Below are 1,344 nucleotides of genomic sequence, written 5' to 3'. Positions count from 1 at the left end.
GGGCCTTAACCCCTGACCTTGGACACGGTGTCATTTCGGTTATGCCGCTTCCGCGAGGGTAGCGGAGGCAGCGGCTTCGTAGGCGTTCGGGCTGATATTGCCGATCGCGGAGTGGCGGCGCCGGGTGTTGTAGCGGTTCGCCCAGCGGAACACGGCGCGGTAGGCAGTGGCCGCGTCGGGAAACGCAGAACGGCCTTCGAGGAGTTCACGTTTGAGGGTCGCGTTGAACGACTCGGCGAGGGCATTGTCGGCGGACGATCCGATCGCCCCCATCGACTGGGTCACCCCGAGTTGCTCGCAGAGGGCGGCGTATGCCTTCGAGGTGTAGACCGACCCGTGGTCTGAGTGGAACACCGAACCGGTAAGGGAACCGCGCTCGCGCCGGGCGGCTTCGAGCGCGCCCTCGACGAGTTCGGTGCGCATGTGGTCGGCCATCGCCCACCCGGTGAGCTTCCGCGAGCCGAGGTCGATGCACGAGGCGAAGTACAGGTTCGTGCCGCCCTCGACGGGTAGGTAGGTGATGTCGCCGACGTAGCGGCGGTTCGGTTCGCCGGCGGAGAAGTTGCGGCCGATCAGATCGGGGAAACGCCGTCCCGACTGGTCGGGGATCGTGGTGCGCACGCGACGGCGCAGCCGGACGCCGGCTAGGCCGTGCTCGCGCATCACGCGGGCCACCCGCTTGTGGTTGACCCGCCCGTCCGCGGCCGCACCCTCGTTCAGGTCGGCGGTGATCCTGGGTGCCCCCGAGGCACGGTCCCCGCCCAGCGCCGGGTCCTGCAGCACCCGGATCCGCTCAGCCAGCGCCGCATCCTCGGCTTGCCTCGCGGCACGTCCCGGCGCAGCGGCCAGCCACGCATAGAACGACGACCGGGCGATCTCGATGACCTCGCACAACCGCTTCACGCCCCAGGCGTCCTTGTGGTCCTCGACGAACTGGAAGCGGTTCACCAGTTCGTCTCCCCGGCGAAATACTTCGCCGCCTGGCGGAGGATGTCCCGCTCCTCAGCGAGCTTGGCCTGCTCGACCCTCAACGCGGCGTTCTCCGACTCCAGCCGCGCGATCCTCGCCGTCTGTGACTCGGGCCGGCCTCGGCTCGGCGCGACCGGCGCTGCACCCGCCGTCATGGTCCCCGAGCCCAGCTTGTCGACCCACTCCTTCAACGCGCCCCGAGACACGCCCAGATCCGCCGCGATCCCCTTGAGCGTCGCGCCCGGCGTGGACTCATACAAGTCCACCGCCCGACGGCGGAACTCGTCGGTGTAGTTCTTTCTGGCCATCCTTGGATTCTCGCTTCCCCCAGCAGTGTGCTGGATTCCACGTGTCCAAGATCAGGGGTCAAGCTCC

1 protein-coding gene is annotated in these 1,344 nt (G+C 68.4%); it reads right to left on the bottom strand.

The genetic code is table 11. The features are described 5' to 3' along the window. Nucleotides 1–39: 39 nt before the first annotated feature. A protein-coding gene (locus NVV99_RS26225) for an IS3 family transposase (RefSeq protein WP_102031462.1) occupies nucleotides 40–1,277 on the bottom strand; the annotation gives its coding sequence in 2 pieces (ribosomal slippage) (nucleotides 40–965 and nucleotides 965–1,277; 1,239 coding nt in all). Nucleotides 1,278–1,344 lie beyond the last annotated feature (67 nt).

The organism is Rhodococcus sp. PAE-6, from assembly GCF_025290685.1.
Classification (GTDB): domain Bacteria; phylum Actinomycetota; class Actinomycetes; order Mycobacteriales; family Mycobacteriaceae; genus Rhodococcus; species Rhodococcus pyridinivorans.
Note: the sequence above shows the minus strand (reverse complement) of the source record. Positions and strands in the feature narration are given on the sequence as shown.